Origin of the sequence: Paraburkholderia sp. MM5496-R1 (genome assembly GCF_050436205.1) — a bacterium.
GTDB lineage: Bacteria > Pseudomonadota > Gammaproteobacteria > Burkholderiales > Burkholderiaceae > Paraburkholderia > Paraburkholderia tuberum.
This window is the reverse complement of the sequence record NZ_JBNDLT010000002.1, coordinates 733,422-754,489: the sequence shown is the minus strand read 5'-3', so window position 1 is coordinate 754,489 and position 21,068 is coordinate 733,422. Positions and strand designations below refer to the sequence as shown.

19 protein-coding genes are annotated in these 21,068 nt (G+C 65.7%); 10 read left to right on the top strand and 9 right to left on the bottom strand.

What is annotated here, in order from left to right; all coding sequences use genetic code 11:
• Window positions 1–50 precede the first annotated feature (50 nt).
• A complete protein-coding gene (locus OKW38_RS10290) occupies window positions 51–353 on the top strand; it encodes a hypothetical protein (RefSeq protein WP_187610136.1) in 303 nt (100 codons plus the stop codon).
• Between the two features lie 22 nt (window positions 354–375).
• Here the strand turns inward: OKW38_RS10290 and OKW38_RS10285 are convergent, their stop codons facing one another.
• Entirely contained in the window at window positions 376–1,314 is a 939-nt protein-coding gene (locus OKW38_RS10285) for a LysR substrate-binding domain-containing protein (protein WP_429361314.1), read from the bottom strand.
• A 137-nt stretch (window positions 1,315–1,451) separates the two neighbouring features.
• Here OKW38_RS10285 and OKW38_RS10280 point away from each other — a divergent pair, with 137 nt between their 5' ends.
• The gene (locus OKW38_RS10280; protein WP_429361312.1) at window positions 1,452–2,468 is read left to right on the top strand and encodes a zinc-binding alcohol dehydrogenase family protein; all 1,017 of its coding nucleotides are present in this window, start codon (window positions 1,452–1,454) and stop codon (window positions 2,466–2,468) included.
• Window positions 2,469–2,701: 233 nt separating this feature from the next.
• A complete protein-coding gene (locus OKW38_RS10275) occupies window positions 2,702–3,250 on the top strand; it encodes a DUF6013 family protein (RefSeq protein WP_090804681.1) in 549 nt (182 codons plus the stop codon).
• A 69-nt stretch (window positions 3,251–3,319) separates the two neighbouring features.
• Here the strand turns inward: OKW38_RS10275 and OKW38_RS10270 are convergent, their stop codons facing one another.
• Window positions 3,320–4,126: an ABC transporter permease gene (locus OKW38_RS10270; protein ID WP_090804683.1), complete on the bottom strand. Its 807-nt coding sequence runs from the start codon at window positions 4,124–4,126 to the stop codon at window positions 3,320–3,322.
• On the bottom strand, window positions 4,123–4,863 hold the full coding sequence (locus OKW38_RS10265; RefSeq protein WP_429336402.1) for an ABC transporter ATP-binding protein: 741 nt from the start codon (window positions 4,861–4,863) through the stop codon (window positions 4,123–4,125). Before OKW38_RS10265 ends, OKW38_RS10270 begins: the two co-directional genes overlap by 4 nt.
• 170 nt (window positions 4,864–5,033) lie before the next feature.
• On the opposite strand from OKW38_RS10265, the gene OKW38_RS10260 reads away from it, so the two are divergent.
• Window positions 5,034–7,517, top strand: a complete 2,484-nt coding sequence (locus OKW38_RS10260; RefSeq protein WP_429361310.1) for an AsmA family protein — start codon at window positions 5,034–5,036, stop codon at window positions 7,515–7,517.
• A 149-nt stretch (window positions 7,518–7,666) separates the two neighbouring features.
• On the opposite strand, the gene OKW38_RS10255 is transcribed toward OKW38_RS10260, so the two are convergent.
• A complete protein-coding gene (locus OKW38_RS10255) occupies window positions 7,667–8,158 on the bottom strand; it encodes a hypothetical protein (protein WP_090804689.1) in 492 nt (163 codons plus the stop codon).
• Between the two features lie 68 nt (window positions 8,159–8,226).
• Between OKW38_RS10255 and OKW38_RS10250 the strand changes: the two genes are divergently transcribed.
• The 4 genes from OKW38_RS10250 to OKW38_RS10235 all read left to right on the top strand — a co-directional run bounded on the left by OKW38_RS10250 (window position 8,227) and on the right by OKW38_RS10235 (window position 12,389).
• Window positions 8,227–8,547, top strand: coding sequence for a hypothetical protein (locus OKW38_RS10250; protein ID WP_184063630.1), 321 nt, complete (start codon window positions 8,227–8,229; stop codon window positions 8,545–8,547).
• Entirely contained in the window at window positions 8,544–10,154 is a 1,611-nt protein-coding gene (locus tag OKW38_RS10245; protein WP_429336404.1) for a sensor histidine kinase, read from the top strand. The genes OKW38_RS10250 and OKW38_RS10245 overlap by 4 nt, the downstream gene beginning before the upstream one ends.
• A gap of 80 nt (window positions 10,155–10,234) precedes the next feature.
• Window positions 10,235–10,387: a hypothetical protein gene (locus OKW38_RS10240; RefSeq protein ID WP_429361309.1), complete on the top strand. Its 153-nt coding sequence runs from the start codon at window positions 10,235–10,237 to the stop codon at window positions 10,385–10,387.
• A 28-nt stretch (window positions 10,388–10,415) separates the two neighbouring features.
• Window positions 10,416–12,389 (top strand): hybrid sensor histidine kinase/response regulator, encoded by a 1,974-nt coding sequence (locus tag OKW38_RS10235; protein ID WP_090804692.1) that lies wholly within the window; start codon window positions 10,416–10,418, stop codon window positions 12,387–12,389.
• A gap of 123 nt (window positions 12,390–12,512) precedes the next feature.
• Here OKW38_RS10235 and mscL read toward each other — a convergent pair whose 3' ends face one another.
• The 4 genes from mscL to mfd all read right to left on the bottom strand — a co-directional run bounded on the left by mscL (window position 12,513) and on the right by mfd (window position 19,065).
• Entirely contained in the window at window positions 12,513–12,959 is a 447-nt protein-coding gene (gene mscL / locus OKW38_RS10230) for a large conductance mechanosensitive channel protein MscL (RefSeq protein ID WP_090804694.1), read from the bottom strand.
• 99 nt (window positions 12,960–13,058) lie between these two features.
• Complete coding sequence (locus OKW38_RS10225; RefSeq protein WP_090804696.1) at window positions 13,059–14,093, bottom strand: threonine ammonia-lyase; 1,035 nt, start codon at window positions 14,091–14,093, stop codon at window positions 13,059–13,061.
• Window positions 14,094–14,182: 89 nt separating this feature from the next.
• Window positions 14,183–15,415: an acetylornithine deacetylase gene (gene argE / locus OKW38_RS10220; protein ID WP_429361308.1), complete on the bottom strand. Its 1,233-nt coding sequence runs from the start codon at window positions 15,413–15,415 to the stop codon at window positions 14,183–14,185.
• A gap of 170 nt (window positions 15,416–15,585) precedes the next feature.
• Window positions 15,586–19,065, bottom strand: coding sequence for a transcription-repair coupling factor (mfd, locus tag OKW38_RS10215; RefSeq protein ID WP_429361307.1), 3,480 nt, complete (start codon window positions 19,063–19,065; stop codon window positions 15,586–15,588).
• Window positions 19,066–19,187: 122 nt separating this feature from the next.
• On the opposite strand from mfd, the gene ispD reads away from it, so the two are divergent.
• Both ispD and ispF read left to right on the top strand, forming a co-directional pair.
• Window positions 19,188–19,901: a 2-C-methyl-D-erythritol 4-phosphate cytidylyltransferase gene (gene ispD, locus OKW38_RS10210; RefSeq protein ID WP_429336408.1), complete on the top strand. Its 714-nt coding sequence runs from the start codon at window positions 19,188–19,190 to the stop codon at window positions 19,899–19,901.
• An 82-nt stretch (window positions 19,902–19,983) separates the two neighbouring features.
• On the top strand, window positions 19,984–20,463 hold the full coding sequence (gene ispF, locus OKW38_RS10205) for a 2-C-methyl-D-erythritol 2,4-cyclodiphosphate synthase (RefSeq protein ID WP_090804728.1): 480 nt from the start codon (window positions 19,984–19,986) through the stop codon (window positions 20,461–20,463).
• 34 nt (window positions 20,464–20,497) lie between these two features.
• Here ispF and OKW38_RS10200 read toward each other — a convergent pair whose 3' ends face one another.
• Window positions 20,498–21,046: a peroxiredoxin gene (locus tag OKW38_RS10200; RefSeq protein WP_090804730.1), complete on the bottom strand. Its 549-nt coding sequence runs from the start codon at window positions 21,044–21,046 to the stop codon at window positions 20,498–20,500.
• Between the last annotated feature and the right edge of the window lie 22 nt (window positions 21,047–21,068).

Here is a 21,068-nt window from a genome sequence, read left to right as displayed (position 1 = left end):
TGCGCCGTGCGTACTTGGCGCGCGAACGCGCCTCGCGAAGGAGCAATGCAATGAAGACCCTGCCGCAATCGACCGATGGCGACGCGCAAGCCGACCCGCACGCGAACAAGGATCCGAAGTCGTTGCAGGAAGCCGCGGCGCCGCTGCCGCATGAAGCCGACCAGCATCCCGAGTCGCAGCACGAGGACGAGCCGCGCCATGTCGGCAAGCAGGCGCATGACGACATCGAGCATGGGCAGCAGGATACCGACCGCCGCGGCGGCGGCGAGTATCAGCAACGCACGCAGAACGACGCGCATGCCGATGTGAACTCGGATCGCAAGCAGGGCGGCGCAAAGGTCGGCAAGCGCTGACGCGGCGTAGCGGGCATCGCGCCTACGCGCCCGCCAGGCCAACCGGCTCGCGATCCCAGTACGGCGGATCGCCGAAATGCGTGGCGACGAAGTCGATGAAGGCGAGCGTCTTCGGCGGCACGAACGCGCGGCTTGGATACACGGCCCAGATCGCGACGTCGTCCGCGAGAGGATAGCTGTCGAGCACGCTGACGAGTTTGCCGCTGCGCAGATAGGGCGCCACGTCCCATGTCGATTTCAGCGCGATGCCGAAGCCCGCGAGCAGCGCGTCGCGAATCACCTCGCCGTTATCGGTGACGAGGCGTCCGCTCACGCGCACGTCGAGCGGGCCGGCGGGCGTCACGAAGCGCCAGTCGCGCTGCGCCGACAGGATGATGCACTCGTGCCCCGCGAGATCCGACGGATGATGCGGCGTGCCGCGCGCGGCCAGATAGGCGGGGGCCGCGCACAGCACGCGGCGGTTGACCGCGAGCCGCCGCGCGACCAGCGACGAATCCTTCAGCACGCCGACGCGAAGCGCGACATCGATTCCCGCGTCGACCAGATCGACCACCTGATCGGTCAGGCGCAGATCGACGCTGACCCCCGGATAGCGGCGTAGAAACTCGCTGATCACCGGCGACACATGCTGACGCCCGAACGACGACGGCATCGACACGCGCAGCCGTCCCTGCGGTGCGGCCTGCGCGCGGCCGACCGATGCGCGCGCTGCGGCGGCCGCGTCGAGCAGCGCCTCGGCGCGCGTCATGAACACTTCACCGTCCTGGGTGAGGCTGATGCGGCGCGTGGTCCGATGCAACAAACGCGCGCCGAGGATCTTTTCGAGGTGTGCGATCCGCGCGCTCGCGACCGCCGCCGAGAAACCGAACTCGCGCCCGGCCGCCGACACGTTGGCGAGCAGCGCGGCACGCACGAACAACGCGACGTCGAGCAGATCGAGCCGTTCGCGTTCGCTGGGCACGGACCGGCCGGGCTTGAATCGTCCATTATTCTGAAAAACCAAAAAATGATTCAGTGATTATGGCTGTTTTATCAGAATAAGAACCATCCTACGATACGAGTCATGCGTCACATCAACCGAACCCACAAGGAGCACCCATGAAAGCCGTCGGACTCTACCGTTATCTGCCCATCGATCACGCCGAAGCGCTCGTCGACGTCGAGATCCCGAAACCCGAAGCGACCGGCCGCGATCTGCTGGTCAAGGTCGAAGCCATTTCCGTGAACCCGGTCGACACCAAGGTGCGCGCGCCGAAAGACACGCTCGAGAAGACGCCGCGCGTGCTCGGCTGGGATGCGGCCGGCATCGTCGTCGCGGCCGGGCCCGAGGTCACGCTGTTCAAGGTCGGCGATCCGGTGTTCTATGCGGGCAGCATTACGCGGCCGGGGGCCAACAGCGAGTTTCATCTGGTGGACGAACGGATCGTCGGACACAAGCCGGCGTCGCTCGATTTCACGCACGCGGCCGCATTGCCGCTGACCGCGATCACTGCGTGGGAAGCATTGTTCGATCGCCTCGGCGTATCGCCGCAGGGCGCCGACGCAGGCCGTACGGTGCTGATTTTCGGCGGGGCGGGCGGGGTCGGCTCGATCGGCATCCAGCTCGCGAAGCAGCTCGGCAAGCTGCAGGTGATCGCGACCGCGTCGCGGCCCGAATCGGCGAAATGGGCACGGGAGCTCGGCGCGGATCACATCGTCGATCACTTCGGCGATCTGCCCGCGCAGATGAAGGAGATCGGCATCGAGCAGGTCGACTACGTGCTGATCTTCAACGACACCGACCGTAATTTCCCGGCCGCCGCACAACTGATCAAGCCGCAAGGCGGCATCTGCACGATCGTCGAGAACAGCGCCGCCGTGCCCGTCGAATTGCTGAAGGCGAAGAGCGCCGCGTTTCACTGGGAGTTCATGTTCACCCGCTCGATGTTCGGCACGACCGACATGATCGAGCAGCACAAGCTGCTGACCGAGGTCGCGCGGCTCGTCGATGCGGGCACGTTGCGCACGACGCTCGGCCAGGACCTCGGCCGCATCAACGCGGAGAATCTGCGTCGCGCGCATGGGTTGCTCGAAGCAGGACGCGCGATCGGCAAGCTGGTGCTGACCGGCTTCTGAGATGAAATCGACGCGCAGAAAGCGCGTCGCCGCAAGCGGGTTAACACCCGGGCCGACACGACACGCGCGGCAGCGCGCTTGGCGTTAGACTGACGACGCAGCATGCCAAAACGGTTGCGTGTCTTGCGGCGAGGCCAGCCGGTATGAACCGGCCGGCCCTCGGCAGTGCGTGAACAGTGCACAGGCAGTCGCGTCGACGCGAGCGCGCAGCGGCACAACAACGAGGTGACAGTATGAGCTTCAGCTTCAAACTCTCCGCCGTTTCCGTTGTCGCTTCTCTCGCCTGCGCGCTCGTGCCGGCTGCTCGCGCAGCCACGCCGATCACGGTGACCAACAAGGCCCCGCTCGACGGTCCGATCCGCTACACCGTTCGCGTCACGTCGAAACAGTTCGGCAATTCCCAGGAGACCCGCACGATCCGCTCGGGCGAATCGGACGACTTCACGTGGAAGACCGTGCCGCCCGGCGGTCCGGTGGCCGCGACGGACGCATGCCCGGACTATGCGTCGCTGCCGGTCGACGAGAATGGCGCGATGATCCGCCAGACGCAGATCCGCTTCTCGCCGGTGGTGTCGAGCGACGGCACCGCGGCCGTCCAACTGAACTTCCAGGCGCAGACGCCGCATGGCGTGAAAACCGTGACGAGCGGCGGCAAGACGCTCAAGTGTCCGAACGATGTGAGCGTGAGTCAGATCGTGCGTTTCACGATGCCGGTCAACGGCACGACGAAAACGCTGACGCTGACCGACGGCACGGAGATCGCCGTCACCGCGAAGCGGTGAAGGTTCGAGCGTGCGGCGTGATGGCCGCGTGCGCGAGCGTAGCACGCGCTAGCGCGTCATCCTTGTGCGTCATTCTTTGCGTGCCTCACGCTCGACGAGCCGCGCCGGCAAGAACTGATGCTCGGCCGAAAAGAGCCGCCGGTACGTGAGCAGCACCGCGCCCACGGTCCCCAGCGCCGACGCCGCCGCGATCAGAAACATGATGACGATCTGATAGCGCACCGCCTGCAATGGCGACTGCCCGGCCAGCACCTGACCGGTCATCATGCCCGGCAAACTGACAACGCCGACCACCGCCATCTGGTTCAACGTCGGCATCATGCCCGCGCGCACCGCCTGGCGCGCCGGCGCCTGCGCGGCCTCCCAGCGTGTCGCGCCGAGCGCGAGCGCCATATCGACGCGGTCGCGCCGCGCGGTCAGCTCCTCGGTCATCCGCTCGATGCCGAGCGATACACCGGTCAGCGTGTTGCCGAGGATCATGCCGAGAATCGGAATCGCATATTGCGGCGCGTACCACGGATGGATGCGGATCACGACGAACAGTCCCACCGCGGCCACGAGCCACGAGCTGACCCAGATCGACAGCACGCTGTCGGCGCGTTGTCCGGCATAGGTGTGGCTGCCGCGCTGCGCGCCGGCGAAACCGGCGATCAGCGTCATCACGATCATCAGCGGCAGCACCACGTACCAGCGAGCGAAACTGAACACCCAGCCGAGCACATAGCCGATCGCGAGCAACTGGACCACGGTGCGCACCGCCGCCCATGCGAGCTTGCGCTCGAGATCGAGCTTCAGCGCGACCGACACCGCGCCATTCACGACGATCAGCAGCGTCGCGATCGCGACGTCCCACAAGCTCAGATTCTGCAGGCTCATTGGCGGGGCTCCCGACGCTGGTCGGCGGGAGCGCGTTGGTCCGCATCGCGCCGCACGCAAGTGTGTTCGGCCAGTACGCCGGCGCGCATCGTCAGATGCCGTTCGCTCATGCGTGCCGCCTGCTCGACATCGTGCGACACCCACATCGATGCGTGAGCGCCCGGCGCGGCATCGAACCACGCCTGCACGAGCGCTTCGATCGCGCGCGACGACGCCGGATCGAGCGAGGCGGTCGGCTCGTCGAGCAACAGCACTTCGGGCGCGAGTTGCAGCACGCGGATCAGCGCGGCGATCTGCGCTTCGCCACCCGATAATTCGCTTGCGCGCTTGCCGAGAAAGTCCTCGCCGCGGCCGGCCTGCATCGCGAGCCTGGCCGCGCACGCGCGATCGAAGCGCGCGTCGCGATATGCCCGCAGCTCAAACGGATAGCGCAGATTGTCTTCGACGCTGCCGTCGATCAGCGCGGGCCGCTGCCGGATATACGCGATTGCGCGCCGGTAGCGCGGAATCCGCGCACGCTCGAGCGGCGCGCCATGCCACAGGATGCGCCCCGCATCGACCGGATCGAGCAGCGCGAGCGCACGCAGAAACACGCTCTTGCCGGAGCCGGACGGTCCGGTAATCGCGACCCGCTCGCCGGCGCGCAGGGCGAAGGTGGTCGGCTGCAACAGCGTCTGGCCGCGCTGCGCATCGCGCCGTACGATGCCGTCGGCGAGGACGAAGGGAACATCGGTCATGGTTGGAACGCCGTGGGGAGGGTGTGCCGGTGGGGCTGTCGGTAAAGCGTGCGCCATGATAAAGCGACGAGGCGCAACAGCGCACGACCGACGCGGCGATTCATGCTCGCGCGCCAGGTACGATAACTGCTGAACGGTGCATAACGTGGAACAACACGCGGAGCTTTTCAATGGCAGGGTCGAGCGGCACCGGACGACGGGTCGGAAAAATCTTTGCATGGCTGCTGGCGGCGCTCGTGATTCTGATCGTCGCGCTCGTCATCTTCATCCTGAGCTTCGACTGGAACCGCGCGCGGCCTTACATCGACGACAAGGTCAGCCAGGCGATCGGCCGGCCGTTTGCGATCAACGGCGACCTGAAGGTGGGCTGGCGTCATGCGGTCGGCGAGACCGGCTGGCGCGGCTGGGTGCCTTGGCCGCGCTTTTCGGCGGCCAACATCGCGATCGGCAATCCCGACTGGACCAAACAGCCGCAGTTCGCGACGCTCGACGAAATCGACTTCGAGGTCGAGGTGCTGCCGCTGCTCGCGCACGACATCGAGATTCCGGCGATCAACCTCGTGAATCCGTCGGTCGATCTGGAACGTCTTGTCGACGGGCGCAATAACTGGACCTTCAAGCTGCCGTCGTCGAGCAGACCCACCGAGTGGAAGCTCGATCTGCACGATATCGCGTTCGCGAAGGGCAACATCGCGCTGTCGGATCAGCAGAAGAAGGTCGAGGTGCAGATGGTCGTCGATACGCTCGGGCAGCCGATCCCGATCGGCGACGCGCTGAAGCAGCAGGAAGCGGCCTCGCGCAGCGCGTCGGCTCAGGCCGTCGGCCGGGCGGGCGCGCGCCAACTCGCCGCGCAGGCCGAGGCAGAGGCGGCCTCGGAGGCGAAGGCGGCTTCCGCAGCGGCGGCTTATGAAGCGGCGGCGCAGGCGTCGGGCGCATCGGGCGCATCCGCAACGTCGGGCGTGGCCGCGAGTTCCGGCGCGCTCGCGACGAGCGGCGCCGCCGCACCGGCCGAAACCACCAGCGGGAGCGCCAGCCCGGCCGCGGCTGTCTCGGGGGCGAGCGGCACCGCACCTGGCGCCAGGCGCGCGACGCCGCTTTATGCGATCGGCTGGACCGTCAAGGGCACCTACAACCGCACGCCGGTGTCGGGCAGCGGCAAGCTCGGCGGCGTGCTCGCGCTGCAGGACGCGAACCGGCCGTTCCCGGTGCAGGCCGATGTCAAAGCCGGCGATCTGCATATCGCCTTCGTCGGCACGCTCACCGATCCGGCGCATCTCGGGGCGCTCGATCTGCGCCTCTGGCTGCAGGGCAACAGCATGGCGCGCCTGTATTCGCTGACCGGCGTGACCTTGCCCGAGACCCCGCCGTACGCGACCGAGGGTCGTCTGATCGGTCAGTTCAAATCGAGCGGCAACGTGTTCACGTATGAAAACTTTACAGGCCGGGTCGGCGGCAGCGATCTGAACGGTTCGTTGACCTATACCGGGCGCGAGCCACGTCCGCTGCTGCAGGGCGAACTCGAGTCGCATCTGTTGCAGTTCTCGGATCTCGCGCCGGTGATCGGCGCCGATTCGAACGCGAGCAAGGCGAGGCGCGGCGACGCGGCCGCGCAGCCGAGCAACCGCGTGCTGCCGGTCGAGGAGTTCCGCACCGACCGCTGGAAGGCGATCGACGCCGACGTCAAGTTCACCGGCCGGCGCATCATCAAAAACGCGAACCTGCCGATCACGGATCTGTACACACACGTCGTGATGACCGACGGCGTGCTGTCGCTCGTGCCGCTGAAGTTCGGCGTCGCGGGCGGCTCGCTCGCGTCGGATATTCATCTCGATGGCAGCGCGGCGCCGCTGAAGGGCCGCTTCGCGATGTCGGCGCGGCACGTCAAGCTGAAGCAATTGTTCCCGACCTTCAAGACGATGCAGAACGCGCTCGGCGAGATCAACGGCGATGCGTCGCTGTCCGCGACCGGTAATTCGCCGGCGGCGCTCGCGGCGACTTCGAACGGCGAGTTGAAGGCGCTCGTGACCGAAGGCACCGTGAGCCGTCTGCTGATGGAGGCGGCCGGGCTCAACGTCGCGAACGTCGTCTATGAAAAGCTGTTCGGCACTAGCAACGTGAAGATCAACTGCGCGGCCGCCGATTTCGTCGCGACCGACGGCGTGCTCGAAGCGCGCGTGTTCGCGCTCGACACCGGCGACGCGGTGATCAACATCGACGGTCAGGTGAATCTGCGCGACGAGACGATGGACCTGGGCGTGCATCCGCATACGAAGGGCTTCCGGGTCTTTTCGCTGCGCTCGCCGCTGTACGTGAAGGGCACCTTCAAGGATCCGCACGTCGGCGTCAATGCGGCCGCGCTCGCGTTGCGCGGCGGCGCGGCGGTCGGGCTCGGGCTGATCAATCCGTTCGCGGCGCTGATCCCGCTGCTCGCGCCGAGCAACAACAAGCCGCTGCCGTGCGCGCGATTGCTCGCGCAAGCGCGGCAGATGCCGAAGGCGCCGCCGCCGGGCGTCAAGCAACAGCCGAAGGCGCCGATATCGCTCGAGGGCGCGCCGGTCAACAAGTCTTCGGGCGGCGCGTCGTCGCCAGCCGCGGTGGATCGTAAGCCAGCGACGACGTCGCCGGCGAGCGCGGCCGAATACAAGGGCAACTGAGGCGCGGCGAGCGCGTCGATGATGCGATCGCCGAATCAACGGCATGATGCCGCGTGAGGAACTGCGCGCGGTTGCCGTCGAGCCAGGGTTTCGATGAAGCGAAGAGAACGACCTGTCAGCAGCCCTGAACTTCAGGGTGCCCGATTGGCTTATCTGAGCGAACGTGGGGTTGCATCGCCCGACGCATCCTGGCGACGCACGCCGCGCCGGGTACCGATTCGTGTCGCGCCGAACTCCGTCAGAATCTTGCCGCGCGCACGGCTCGCGAACACGAGGAAGCCGAAGCCGTCGGCCTCGTACCAGTAGCCGCCGTTCTCGAGACCATCGAGCGGCTGCTCCAGCGCGTTGGTAATGGATTCGAGGCAGCGCCGCCGCAATTCGGCTGGTGCGGGGTAGGGCGGCTGTGCGCCGCGCACACTGCATAGAAGCACGTCGAGTCCGGGCAGCACGTGTGCATAGAGCACCGGTTCGTCCTGCGCGCGAGCCCGCGCAATCTTGGTGTCGAGTTGACCGAACGGCTTGAAATGCCGCAGAACCGCGAGGAACGACTCGTCGCCGTCCACCTTCGCGCGCCTACGCTTTTTCGGGAAGGACATAAAAATTCGCCTGAAAAAGAATTGCAAGAATCGCTGCGTCTTCATGCGACCACTCCCGGCTTTCGCGCGCCGCACGTCGATGTTTTATAGCATACGACAAGGCCGGATTCACGATGATTCGACGCTACCGCATCGCCCCACCGCCTCCCGCACGAATCATGCCGAACCGCCTCGCCGCGCGCATTCGCATCCCAGCACACCTTGTCTCCATCATAGACGCAGGCGGCGCGGAAAAAACATCCCATCCCAATAAAAAAGTCATTTTTGTGTGGTCGAGCGCCTGCTGGCGCGTCGTTGAAATATCTCTGATTCACGTCGATAATGGCCCGTCCAGCCGCGCGGCGCCCGCCTTGCAGGGCGCGACGGGTGCGCGCGAGCCCCGCCGTTCGAGTGACAGCCTGAACCACAGCCTGAACGCCCTGACGGAACCATGAAACTATTCACCAAAGGTCTGCTGCTGATCGCGATACCGAGCGTGGTCGAACTCGCGCTGCTCGGGGTCGTCTTCGATACCCAGGAGCGGACCGCGCAGGCCGCGCGATGGGTCGACAACAGCAAGCAGATCCTCTACGAGTCGTCGGCCATCGTCGATCCGCTGCTGCGTCAGGCCGCCCGCGTGCGCACGGCGATGGTGACGGGCAGCGCCTCGCTGATCGACCGCCATGCGGTGTGGGTCGACCTGAATGACCGGCTCGCGAAGCTCGATGCGCTCGTCGCCGAAACGCCGGCCCAGGCCGAGCGCGTGCGCAGCATGCGGCACGCGATCGACGCGTATCGCGAACAGAGTGTCGCGATCTCGCAGGCGTTGCACGAGGGGCGCAGTCTACGCCCCTATATCGCGCTCGAAACCGGCGAGTTGCCGGAGCAGATCGCCGTGTTCCGCGACGAGTTGGCCCAGTTCGGCGCGGCGGCGTCGGAGCTCGACGTCGAGCGCTCGAGCGCGCTCGGCGAGCGACGCGAGCTTCAGCAGCGCGCGCTGATCGCCGCGGTGTTCGGCTCGATGCTGATCTGGGCGGTCACCGCCTTCGGGTTCGTGCGCGGCATCGGCCAACGCCTCGAAGTGCTGACCGATAACGCCGAGCGGCTCGGCAGCGGCCGGCCGCTCGCGGCGCCGTTGTCGGGCAGCGACGAAATCGCCGCGCTCGACACGGTGCTACATCAGACCGATGCGCGTCTGCGCGAGGCGGAAGCCGGGCAGGAGGCGCTGAAGACGGAGCTCGAAGCACGCGCGCGCGAACTGGCGGCCGTCAATGAGGAATTGCGCCAGGAAACGCAGGACAACGAGATGTTCATCTACAGCGTGTCGCACGATCTGCGCTCGCCGCTCGTCAATCTGCAGGGGTTTTCGAAAGAGCTGCACGTGTCGTGCGACGAACTCGACGTGCTCGTCGGACAGGCTCGTCTGCCGGAGAACGAAGCACGGCGCATGACGCAGATCCTCGATGGCGAGGTGCGCGAGTCGTTGCACTATTTGCGCACCGCGGTCGCGCGCGCGGCGGCGATCATCGACGCGCTGTTGCGCATCTCGCGCGCGGGACGGCTCGAATATCAGTGGCAGCGGGTCAGCGTCGAGCGCGCGGTGGCGCGAGTCGTCGATGGGCTGCAAGGCACGATCGACCACCGCGCCGCGAGCGTCACGGTGCGCGAGCTGCCGCCCGCATGGGGCGATCCGGCGGCGGTCGAGCAGATCTTCAGCAATCTGATCGGCAATGCGCTGACTTTCCTCGATCCGGCGCGCCGCGGGCGCATCGAGGTCGGCGCGCTCGCGCCCGAACCCGTCGACGAAAGCGAGCCGCGCGCGGTCCGTATGCGCATCTATTACGTCCGCGATAATGGGCTCGGCATTCCGGCCGTGTATCTGTCGAAGGTGTTTCGCGCGTTCCAGCGTCTGCACGGGGACGTCGCAAGCGGCGAGGGGATCGGCCTCGCGGTGGTGCGGCGCGCGGTCGAGCGGCACGGCGGGCGCGTCTGGGTCGAATCGGCCGAAGGCGCCGGATCGACCTTTTTCGTGGTGCTGCCCGAGCAGCCGGCGCGCCTCTGAGCGCGGCGCACGCCGGCGCGGGCACTGCCGCTGCCCTTCTCCCGGCGGCATGGATGACGAATCGTTGGCACGGAGAGCTTATGAATCACGCGCAAGCGGTCAGCATCGTTGTGATCGAAGACGACGACGGCCACGCGACGCTCTCGGCTTTTTCCTGCAAGTGGTCAAACTGCCGCCGGGGCAGCGGCTCGCGCCGCCCTGAAGCTGTCCGAAAGCCGTTCATGACAAGATGAGCACCGTACCGAGCCGGAGAGCACCTGCATGATCGAAGAAGTGTCCACGCCGCACGCCGCCTATGTGCTCGTCGTCGATGACGACGAGGGCATCTTGCGGCTCGCGCGCAAGTCGCTCGAACGCGCCGGCTGCCGGGTGACGATCTGCGCCGGCGTCGAGGCGGCCCGCGAGCGGCTCGCGAGCCGCGCCCCCGATCTGCTCGTGCTCGATTATCAGCTGAGCGGACCGGAGACCGGGCTCGATTTCTTCCGGCGTCTGCGCGCGGAGGGCGTGCGCATTCCGGCGATCCTCGTGACCGGCTTCACCGACGAGTCGCGCGTGATCGAAGCGCTGCGCGCGGGCGTGTCCGACGTGGTGCCGAAGTCCGGCGACTATCTCGACTATCTGCCAGAGGCCGTGGAGCGCGTGTTGTCGCAGGTGCGGCTGCAACGCGCGTCCGACGAAGCGCTGCTGCTGCGCGATCGCGAGCTGCATTACCGCACGCTGTCGGAGACGTTGCCGCATCTCGTGCTGACCTGCGACGCGGCCGGCGATTGCGACTTCCTGTCGAAGCAATGGTACGACTACACCGGCTTGCCCGAACATGGCTCGCATGGTCTCGCGTGGCTAGAGGCCGTGCATCGCGACGATTGCGAGCAGATCCGGCAAAGCTGGCTGAAGGCCGTCGCGAGCCGCAGCGGCGACTATCGGCACGAGATGCGGATTCGCCGCCACGACGGCGAGTACCGCTGGTTCGACGTGCGCGTGGTCGCGATGCGCGATGCCGATGGTAACGTCAGCAAATGGTTCGGTAGCTGCACCGACATCCACTCGCAGCGCGAGGCGATCGAGGAGCGCGAGCGACTGCTGGAGTCCGAGCAGGCCGCGCGCCAGGCCGCCGAAGAAGCGAATCGCGCGAAGGACCGTTTTCTCGCGATGCTGTCGCACGAATTGCGCACACCGCTCACGCCGGTGCTCGCGGGCGCGAGCGTACTCGAGATGATCCCGGAACTGCCGGAGCAGGCGCGTGCGAGCGTGCGCATGATCCGCCGCAACGTCGAACTGGAGGCGCGGCTGATCGACGATCTGCTCGATCTGACGCGCGTCGCGAACGGCAAGCTGCGGCTGTCGCTGGAGACCGTCGACGTACACGAGGTGATCGACAGCGTGCTCGAACTCTTTCGCAGCGAAATCCAGGTCAAGCAGCAGGACGTGCATGTCGAGAAGCACGCGACGCATCACTACGTGCTCGCCGATCGCGCGCGGCTGCAACAGATGCTGTGGAACCTGATTCGCAATGCCGCAAAGTTCACGCCGGACGGCGGCCATATCTATGTGCGCACACGCGACGAACGCATGCAGGTGCAGATCTCGGTCGAAGACACCGGCATCGGCATCGAGCCGGAGCAGATCGGCAAGCTGTTCAATGCGTTCGAGCAGGGCGACCAAAGCATGACGCGGCAGTTCGGCGGTCTGGGTCTCGGTCTCGCGATCACGAAGGCTTTGACGGACGTGCACGGCGGCACTGTGACCGCGCGGAGTCCCGGTCCGCATTGCGGCGCGACCTTCACGATCACGCTGCCGACCGCCGCCGCGCGGGCCACCGCGCCGCCGGTCATCGTGCCGAGCAACCTGCAGCCGGCGAGTTCGCTGTCCGTGCTGCTGATCGAGGACCATGCCGACACCGCCGACGTGATGGCCCAATTGATGCGCGGCTTGGGTCATCAGGTGACGGTGGTCGGGCGCGTCGACGATGCGCTTGCCGCGACGCAGTTGCACGGGTTCGATCTGGTTGTCAGCGATGTCGGATTGCCCGATGGCACCGGTCTTGATTTCGTCAAGGCGTTTCGCGAACATTCCGACGTGCCAGCCGTCGCGCTGACCGGCTTCGGCACCGACGAGGACGTGCGCCGCTGTTTGAGCGCGGGCTTTACATCGCATCTGACGAAGCCTGTCAATTTCGGCCAGCTCGAAGCGATGATCGAAAGCGCGGCGCAATTGAAGGCGCAAAAGGAAGGGTAAGGCTCGATAAAGCGCAGCGCGCTGAAGGCAGCGTGAAAACACAAAGGCCTGTCGCGACGCCGATCGCAACAGGCCTTTTGATTTCACTGGCTCAGGCCGTCCAACCCGAGCTTGATTCGACGATTAACGCTGCTGGTTGTTCAGCGAATCGCGGATCTCGCGCAGCAGCAGCACGTCTTCCGGCGGCGGCGGCGGCTCCGCCGGCGCGGCTTGCGGCTCCTTGCGCAGTTTGTTGATGAATTTGACCATCAGAAAGATGATGAACGCGAGAATGATGAAGTTGATCGTCGCGGTAATGAACGAACCGTAACCGAACACCGCCACGCCACCTGTCTGCAGGTCTTTATACGATTCGGGGTTGCCTTTGTAAGTGGCCGGAATATGGCCCAGGCGAACGAACAGATTGGAGAAATCGAGGCCGCCGGTAGCGACCCCGACAACCGGCATGATCAGGTCTTTAACCACGGAATTGACAATGGTGGAAAACGCGCCGCCGATAATCACACCGACCGCCAGATCCATCACGTTGCCTTTGAGGGCAAATTCTTTAAATTCCTGGATCATGCTCATGCCTACACCTCCCTGATGTGAATAGCCGAATCATACCAACCTGAAGCGGATAGGCTAGTGCTTTAGCCGCAAGGCAACAAGCGCATCTGCTGCGCGTCGCTAATGAGGAAACTGTGACTCGCTATGGCGCGCGCGCTCCAGATGCGCGGCAAAACTGACCGGGTCGATATTGGCACCGCACAGCAGCACGCCCACGCGTTTGCCCTGCAACTGTTCGCGCAGCGGTCCGAGCAATCCGGCCGTGGCGGCCGCGCAAGCCGGCTCGACCGCGAGCTTCAGCTGATTGAACAGGATCAGCATCGCCTCGCGCAACTGGTCGTCGGACACGGTGACGATCCGATCGACATGGCGGCGGCACAGCTCGTAGCTGTATTGCTCGGTATGCGGCGACATCAGCGAATCGGCGATGCTGTGCATGTGGCCCATTCTGACCGTATGGTTGGCGGCAAAACTCTTGCTCATCACGTCCGAGCCTTCGGGTTCGACGCCGTACACGTGCACGTTCGGATTCGCGAGCCGCAGCGCGGTGGAGACCCCGGCCGCGAGTCCGCCGCCGCCGATCGGCACGATCACCGCTTCGAGGTCGGGCGTTTGCGTGGCCCATTCGTAGCCGAGCGTCGCCGAGCCGAGCACCGTGCGATAGCCGTTGAACGGATGCACGAAATAGCGGCCTTCCTCGGCCTCGACGCGGCGCACCAGTTCGAACGCTTCGGCGAGATCTTCCGCATAGACGATGTCGGCGCCGTACTCGCGGCACAACGCGACGCGGGCCGGATTCGCCGCGCTGAACAGCACGACCTTGGCGCTGACGCCGAGCCGCATCGCCGCATAGGCGACCGCCACCGCGTGATTGCCGCCCGACACGCAGGTGACACCCGCGCTCTTCTGCGCGTCGTCGAGCGCGAGCAGGTTCGTGAAGGCGCCGCGTGCCTTGAAGCTGCCGCCCGCCTGCAGCAGCTCGAACTTGAAATTGACGACGGTGCCGCGCAGCGACGAGAAGTCGAGCCGGTCGAACACCGGCGTGCGCGCGACCCAGGGCGTCAACGCGAAGTGCTGCGCGGCGATGTCGTCGAGCGTGGGGATCGGCTCACCGTCGATCGTGTGATCCGTGTGCTGAGGCATGGCGCTGGACATGGCGGTCGCTCCGGAGTCGTCGATGTCGCTGAGGCCCGTGGCTCGGCGCGCAGGTTCACTGCGGCTGCGCGCCGCTGCAACGAAACGGGCTAAGCGGCCTCGACCGACATGCTGTGGATGAACTTGCGCAAGAAGCGCTCGCACGCGACGAGCTGCGCGAGCTCGACGAATTCGTTCGCCTTATGCGCCTGCTGGATGTCGCCGGGGCCGCAGACGATGCTCGGAATCCCCGCGTTCGAAAACAGGCCGGCCTCGGTGCCGTATGCGACCTTGCGCTTGTCCTGGTCGGCCGTCAGTGCGCGGACGAGCTGCGTGATCGCGGCCTGTTCAGACGAATCGAGTCCGGGCGCCGCGGCGATCTTCGTGATCTCGATCGCGGCCGACGGATGCTCGCGCAGCATTTTCGGCAGCAGCGTTTCGCGCGCGTAGCTGTCGATGCGCGCGAAGATTTGCTCGGGATCGAGCGTCGGCAGATTGCGGAACTCGAACTGGAACTGGCATTCGGCCGGCACCGTGTTGATTGCGTTGCCGCCCGTGATCGTGCTGGTCTGCGCGGTGCTGAACGGCACGTCGTACAGTTCGTCGAACGGGCCTTGCGCGCGGAACTGGTCGGCCATGTCGCGGATGTAGCAGATCAGGCGAGCCGCGTGCTCGATCGCGTTCAAGCCGTTCGGCGTCAGCGACGAATGCGCGGCCTGGCCGCGTACGCAGCACTGATAGGCGTTGATGCCCTTGTGCGCGATGATCGGGCGCATGCTGGTCGGCTCGCCGACGATGCAGCCGTCCGGCTTTACGCCGCGCTTCATCAGATCGGCGATCAGAAGCGGCGCGCCCACGCAGCCCACTTCCTCGTCGAACGACAGCGCGAGGTGGATCGGCTTCGCGAGCTTCGTGCGCAGCATGTCCGGCACGAGCGCGAGCGCCGCGCCGATGAAGCCCTTCATGTCGCAGGTGCCGCGGCCATAGAGCTTGCCACCGCGAATCTCCGGCTTGAACGGATCGCTGTCCCATTGCTGGCCGTCCACCGGCACGACGTCGGTGTGGCCCGACAGTACGACGCCGCCGTTCGTTTCGCCGTCGTGCGCGGGAATGGTCGCGAACAGGTTCGCCCATTTGCCGCCCTTGCCGTGCGTCAGCGTCGCGTCGATACCGACCGCGCGCAGCTCGTCGCGCACGGTTTCGATCAGGGCGAGGTTTGGATTGCGGCTCACCGTGTCCATCGACACGAGACGGGTGACCCAGGGCAGAGATATCGGAGAAGCGGGGGACGTGGAGGAGGCGGACGACTGCAACGATTGCGCTGTTTCAGCGACGTGAGACATGACATGACTCCAGCGTTTTGTGTCTATCGATCATATCCCAAATTGCATTTTCGTCAGGATGTCCAAAAAGCCGGGCTCGCGTTGGCGCAGCGCAGCATCGATGCAAAAAACGGGGGACGTCCCCCCGTTTTCTGCGGTTTTCACGAGCCTGTGCGCGCAGCGTGCCGCGCTCAGCGAGCCGGCGCCGCCGCCGTGCCGCGGCTCGGCGAACCGAGCGCGCGCAAGGTCTCCTTGACGGTCGCGACGCGCACCGCGAGATCCGGGCTGCGCGTTTCGATACGCAGCTTGTCCTGACCCGCGAGCTTGATGTGCTTGTGCTTCTGCACCATCTCGATGATCCGCATCGCGTCGACGGGCGGATTGGGGATGAACTGCAGGCCGATCACCGCTTCACCGGCATCGATCTTCGAAATGCCGAGCGGCTTCGCGGCGAGCCGCAGTCGATGCGTCTCCACCAGCGCATGCGCCTGCGGCGGCAGCTTGCCGAAGCGGTCGATCAGCTCTTCCTGGATGCCGTCGATCGAATCGTTGTGTTCGCAGTTCGCGAGGCGCTTGTACAGCGACAGCCGTTCCTGCACGTCGCCGCAATAGTCCGACGGCAGGATCGCCGGCGAATGCAGGTTGATCTCGGTGGTCGCGGCGAGCGGCGCGGTGAGGTCCGGCTCCTTGCCGTTCTTGAGCGCCCTCACTGCGTCGTTGAGCATGTCGGTATAAAGCTGGAAGCCGATCTCGTGAATCTCGCCCGACTGCTTGTCACCGAGCACCTCGCCGGTGCCGCGAATTTCGAGGTCGTGCATCGCGAGATAGAAGCCCGAGCCGAGTTCCTCCATCTGCTGGATCGCTTCGAGCCGCCGTTGCGCCTGCTTGGTGAGCCCCTGCGGATCGTGCACGAGCAGATACGAGTACGCCTGGTGATGCGAGCGGCCGACGCGGCCACGCAGCTGATGCAATTGCGCGAGGCCGAACTTGTCGGAGCGGTGGATCAGGATCGTGTTCGCGCTCGGCACGTCGATGCCGGTTTCGATGATCGTCGTGCACAGCAGCACGTTCGCGCGTTGCGCGACGAAGTCGCGCATCACCCGCTCCAGTTCCCGCTCGTGCATCTGTCCATGCGCGACCGCGATGCGCGCTTCGGGCACCAGCTCTTCGAGCATCTGCCGGCGATTCTGGATCGTCTCGACTTCGTTGTGCAGGAAGTAGACCTGGCCGCCGCGCTTCAACTCGCGCAGCATTGCTTCGCGAATCACGCTGTCTTCCTCGCGCCGCACGAAGGTCTTGATCGCGAGGCGCTTTTGCGGCGCCGTTGCGATCACCGAAAAATCGCGCAGGCCTTCGAGCGCCATGCCGAGCGTACGGGGAATCGGCGTCGCGGTCAGCGTCAGTACGTCGACTTCCGCGCGCAGCGCTTTCAGCGCCTCCTTCTGACGCACGCCGAAGCGATGCTCCTCGTCGATGATCACGAGTCCGAGCCGCTTGAACTGCACATCGGACGACAGCAGCTTGTGCGTGCCGATCACGATGTCGACCGATCCTTCGTTGATCTGCCGGATCGCCGCGTTGGCTTCTTTGGTCGACTTGAAGCGCGACAGCTCGGCGATGCGCACCGGCCAGTCGGAGAAGCGGTCGCTGAAGGTTTGCGTGTGCTGCTCGGCGAGCAGCGTGGTCGGCGACAACAGCGCGACCTGCTTGCCGCCCATCACCGCGATGAACGCCGCGCGCAATGCGACCTCGGTCTTGCCGAAGCCGACGTCGCCGCACACGAGCCGGTCCATCGGCTTGCCGCTCGTCATGTCGCCGATCACGGCCGCGATCGCGGCGGCCTGGTCCGGCGTTTCCTCGAAACCGAAGCTCTCGGCGAACTTCACGTAGTCCTTCGGTTCGAGCGCGAACGCGTGGCCCTCGCGGGCGGCACGGCGGGCGTACAGGTTGAGCAGCTCGGCGGCGGTGTCGCGGATCTGCTGCGCGGCCTTGCGCTTGGCCTTTTCCCACTGGCCCGAGCCGAGCGAATGCAGCGGCGCGCTTTCCGGATCGGCGCCGCTATAGCGCGAGATCACGTGCAATTGCGCGACCGGCACGTAGAGCTTGCTGTCGCCCGCGTATTCGAGGTGCAGGAACTCGGTCTCGCCTTCGCCGAGATCCATCGTCACGAGACCCATGTAGCGGCCGATACCGTGCTGCGAATGCACGACCGGGTCGCCGAGCTTCAGCTCGGACAGATCGCGCACCATCGAATCGACGTTGCTCGCCTGTTCCTGGCGGCGGCGTCCCGCGCGGCGCGCGAGCGGCCCGTACAGCTCGGTTTCGGTGATGATCGCGATGCCGTCGCCCGGCAGCGCGAAGCCGTTCGCGAGCGGCGCGACGCCGAGCGAGAAACGCGCGTCGCTCTTGAGCCAGTCGGCGAAGCTGTCGGCCGAGGCGGGCTTCAGCTGGTTGTCGGCGAGCAGTTGCAGCAGCGTCTCGCGGCGGCCCGCCGATTCGGCGGCGAACAGCACCCGGTTCGGCGTCGCGCTCAGATACGCGCGCAGCGCCGAGACGGGATCGTCGGCGTGACGATCGATCGCGAGGTTCGGCAGCGCGATCGACCAGGCGCCGTCGCCGTTGGTGGGCAGCACGAGCCGTGCGAACGGTTTCGCGAACGTGAAGAAATCCTCGTCCGACAGGAACAGCTTGTGCGGTTCGAGAATCGGCCGGTCGCGGTCGTGCGACAGGAAATTGAAGCGCTGCTTCGTGTCGTTGGTGAAGCGCCGGATCGCCGCGTCCAGATCGCCGACGAACGCGAGTTGCGAACCGTCGGGCAGGTAATGGAAGAGGGTGGCCGTCTCCTCGAAGAACAGCGGCAGATAGTATTCGATACCCGCCGACGGCACGCCGTTGCCGATGTCCTTATAGATCGACGCGCGGCTCGGATCGCCCTCGAAAGTCTCGCGCCAGCGGCTGCGGAATGCGGTGCGCGCGGCCTCGTCGAACGGGAATTCGCGGCCCGGCAGCAGGCGCACGTCCTTGACCGGATAGAGGCTGCGCTGCGTGTCGGGGTCGAACGCGCGGATCGAGTCGACCTGGTCGTCGAACAGGTCGATCCGGTAGGGCAGCGGCGAGCCCATCGGAAACAGATCGAGCAGCGAGCCGCGCACGCAATATTCGCCGGGACGCACCACCTGGCTCACGTGCTCGTAGCCGGCGAGCGTCAGCTGCGCCTTCAGCTTCGCTTCGTCGAGCCGTTCGCCTTGCGAGAACGAGAACGTGTAGGCGGCCAGAAACGATGCAGGCGGCATCCGGTACAAGGCCGTCGTGGCCGGCACGAGCAGGATGTCGCAACGGCCTTCGCCGAGGTCGTGCAGCGTCGCGAGACGCTCGGAGACGAGGTCCTGGTGCGGCGAAAACGTGTCGTAAGGCAGCGTCTCCCAGTCGGGCAGGAGGCGCACGCGCGCGTCGGGCGCGAAGAAGCCGATTTCCTGCGACAGCCGCTGCGCGTCGAGCGCGTTTTCGCAGACCACCGCAAGCAGCGGCATCTTCTCGCGATACGCGAGATGGTAGCGGGCGATCAGCAGCGCGTCGGACGAACCGCGCGTGCCGTCGAAGGCGAAACGCTGGCCGGCCTTGACGAGCGCGACGGGCGGGGAGGACTGCGAGGATGCGGCGATGTCTGGCATAAAGGAGAAAAAGGGGCGGCTCGGGGCTCACGCGACGGCCAAGTTTACGCGTGTACGGGCGTGGATGCGAAGGACCTATTATAAAATCCGTCCTTTACTTTGACCTGGCGGCATCCGCACTCGTGACTTCCCGTCTCTTTGCCCTGATCCCGTGCGCAGGCACCGGCAGCCGTTCCGGCGCCGCGATGCCCAAGCAATACCGCACTGTCGCCGGCCGCGACATGCTGCATTACTCGCTCGCCGCGTTCGACGCGTGCAGCGAATTCACGCAGACGCTCGTCGTCATCGCGCCCGACGACCAGCACTTCGACGCCCGCCGCTTCGGCAATCTGCGCTTCGCGGTGCGTCGCGTGGGCGGCGCGTCGCGCCAGGCGTCGGTGCTCAACGGTCTGCACGCGCTCGCCGAGTTCGGCGCCCACGACGCCGACTGGGTGCTCGTGCACGACGCGGCCCGGCCGGGCATCACGCCGGCGCTGATCCGCACGCTGATCGGTTCGCTCAAGGACGATGCGGTCGGCGGCATCATGGCGTTGCCGGTCGCCGATACCTTGAAGCGTATCGACCGCGCGTCGGCCGATGGCCGCATCGCCCAAACCGAATCGCGTGACGGCTTGTGGCAGGCGCAGACGCCCCAGATGTTCCGCATCGGCATGCTGCGCGAGGCGATCCTGCGCGCCCAGGCCGACGGCCACGATCTGACCGACGAGGCGAGCGCGATCGAATGGTCGGGCCACGCGCCGAAGCTCGTGCAAGGCAGCCTGCGTAACTTCAAGGTCACGTATCCGGAAGACTTCGATCTGGCCGAGGCGATTCTGAGCCGCCCCGCCGGTTCGTGAAACCGCGCCTGGGCACATTGGAAAGAATTAGAAAGGCTTTAAAGAAGTTTTAAAAGCTTCAGCACTTGAGGACGTGACGCACATGGATTTCAGAATTGGGCAGGGCTACGACGTGCATGCGCTGGTGCCGGGACGCGCGTTGATCATCGGCGGCGTAACGATTCCGTACGAGCGCGGGCTGCTCGGTCACTCGGACGCGGATGTGCTGCTGCACGCGATTACCGATGCGCTGTTTGGCGCAGCCGCGTTGGGCGATATCGGCCGCCACTTCTCCGATACCGACGCGAAGTTCGCCGGCGCCGACAGCCGCGTGCTGCTGCGCGAATGCGTGGCGCGCGTGAAGGCGGCCGGCTTTGCGATCGGCAACGTCGACAGCAGCGTGATCGCGCAGGCGCCGAAGCTCGCACCGCATATCGAAGGGATGCGCGCCAATATCGCGGCGGACCTCGGTCTGCCGATCGAGCGCGTGAACGTCAAGGCGAAGACGAACGAGAAGCTCGGTTATCTCGGCCGCGGCGAGGGCATCGAGGCGCAGGCCGTGGTGTTGTTGGTCAGGAGCTGAACGGGATTTTTGTTTGGGTGACGGGCGGTGCCGCTTACAGCGTCGCGCCGCCAATCGTCCGATTGCTCGGACACAGCTCGTCCGTTTGCAGGCCGTCGAGGATGCGCAGCACTTCTTCGGGATTACGGCCCACGTACAGATTGTTGACCGACACGTGCTGGATCGTGTTGTCCGGATCGACGATATAGGTCGCGCGCAGCGCGACGCCCGCTTCCTTGTCGCGCACGCCGAGCTGGTCGATCAGCTCGCCTTTCACGTCGCCGAACGAGTAGTGGTTGAGCCTGTCGAGCTCCTTGTACTCGCGGCGCCATGCGAGCTTCACGTATTCATTGTCGACGCTGCCGCCGAGCAGCACGGCCTCGCGGTCCTCGAACTCCTTGACGAGCTTGCTGAATTCGACGATTTCCGTCGGGCAGACCAACGAAAAATCCTTCGGATAGAAGTAAATGATTTTCCATTTGCCTGGAAACGACTGCTCGGTGATGTATTCGAACGCCGAGACGCCGTGTTCTTCGTGATGATTGAAGCCCGGCTTGGCGGCAATGACGGTGAACGCTTCGAGTTTATCGCCAACGGTTTTCATGCAAAGGCTCCTTCGGAAGTCG

Coding starts and splice junctions, on each gene's coding strand:
- OKW38_RS10265 (WP_429336402.1), bottom strand. CDS start 4,863: ATGACCGATGTTCCCTTCGTCCTCGCCGACGGCATCGTACGGCGCGAT.
- OKW38_RS10240 (WP_429361309.1), top strand. CDS start 10,235: ATGAATCACGCGCAAGCGGTCAGCATCGTTGTGATCGAAGACGACGAC.
- mfd (WP_429361307.1), bottom strand. CDS start 19,065: ATGCCAGACATCGCCGCATCCTCGCAGTCCTCCCCGCCCGTCGCGCTC.
- OKW38_RS10270 (WP_090804683.1), bottom strand. CDS start 4,126: ATGAGCCTGCAGAATCTGAGCTTGTGGGACGTCGCGATCGCGACGCTG.
- OKW38_RS10250 (WP_184063630.1), top strand. CDS start 8,227: ATGATTCGACGCTACCGCATCGCCCCACCGCCTCCCGCACGAATCATG.
- OKW38_RS10200 (WP_090804730.1), bottom strand. CDS start 21,046: ATGAAAACCGTTGGCGATAAACTCGAAGCGTTCACCGTCATTGCCGCC.
- OKW38_RS10290 (WP_187610136.1), top strand. CDS start 51: ATGAAGACCCTGCCGCAATCGACCGATGGCGACGCGCAAGCCGACCCG.
- OKW38_RS10235 (WP_090804692.1), top strand. CDS start 10,416: ATGATCGAAGAAGTGTCCACGCCGCACGCCGCCTATGTGCTCGTCGTC.
- ispF (WP_090804728.1), top strand. CDS start 19,984: ATGGATTTCAGAATTGGGCAGGGCTACGACGTGCATGCGCTGGTGCCG.
- OKW38_RS10260 (WP_429361310.1), top strand. CDS start 5,034: ATGGCAGGGTCGAGCGGCACCGGACGACGGGTCGGAAAAATCTTTGCA.
- mscL (WP_090804694.1), bottom strand. CDS start 12,959: ATGAGCATGATCCAGGAATTTAAAGAATTTGCCCTCAAAGGCAACGTG.
- argE (WP_429361308.1), bottom strand. CDS start 15,415: ATGTCTCACGTCGCTGAAACAGCGCAATCGTTGCAGTCGTCCGCCTCC.
- OKW38_RS10280 (WP_429361312.1), top strand. CDS start 1,452: ATGAAAGCCGTCGGACTCTACCGTTATCTGCCCATCGATCACGCCGAA.
- OKW38_RS10245 (WP_429336404.1), top strand. CDS start 8,544: ATGAAACTATTCACCAAAGGTCTGCTGCTGATCGCGATACCGAGCGTG.
- OKW38_RS10275 (WP_090804681.1), top strand. CDS start 2,702: ATGAGCTTCAGCTTCAAACTCTCCGCCGTTTCCGTTGTCGCTTCTCTC.
- OKW38_RS10255 (WP_090804689.1), bottom strand. CDS start 8,158: ATGAAGACGCAGCGATTCTTGCAATTCTTTTTCAGGCGAATTTTTATG.
- OKW38_RS10225 (WP_090804696.1), bottom strand. CDS start 14,093: ATGTCCAGCGCCATGCCTCAGCACACGGATCACACGATCGACGGTGAG.